At 57.2% G+C, this 411-nt stretch carries 1 protein-coding gene; it reads left to right on the forward strand.

The annotated features are described in order from the left end of the window. On the forward strand, positions 1 to 411 hold a 411-nt coding region (locus AB1462_RS32305; RefSeq protein WP_367249198.1), incomplete at both ends, for a phosphoenolpyruvate carboxykinase (ATP).

Raw genomic sequence — 411 nt, forward strand, 5'->3', positions numbered from 1 at the left:
GAGCCGCATATCTGGTGGGACAACAACAAGCCGATCACGCCGGAACAGTTCGATACGCTGCTTGCAGATTTTACAGCGCATCTGTCGGACAGGGATCTCTTCGTTCAGGATCTGATCGGCGGCGCAGACGCCGCGCAGTCGCTGCCGACGCGCGTCATCACCGAATATGCCTGGCATTCGTTGTTCATCCGCAATCTTCTGATCCGTCCGGAGCGTTCGGCACTGGCTGATTTTGCGGCAAAGATGACGATTATCGATCTGCCGTCCTTCAAGGCCGATCCGGCCCGTCACGGCTGCCGTACCGATACCGTCATCGCAATCGATTTCTCGCGCATGATCGTGCTGATCGGCGGACCTTCTTACGCGGGCGAAATGAAGAAGTCCGTTTTCACGGCGCTGAACTACCTTCTG

It is taken from the genome of Pseudomonas sp. SB113, assembly GCF_040754745.1.
GTDB classification, from domain to species: domain Bacteria; phylum Pseudomonadota; class Gammaproteobacteria; order Pseudomonadales; family Pseudomonadaceae; genus Aquipseudomonas; species Aquipseudomonas grimontii.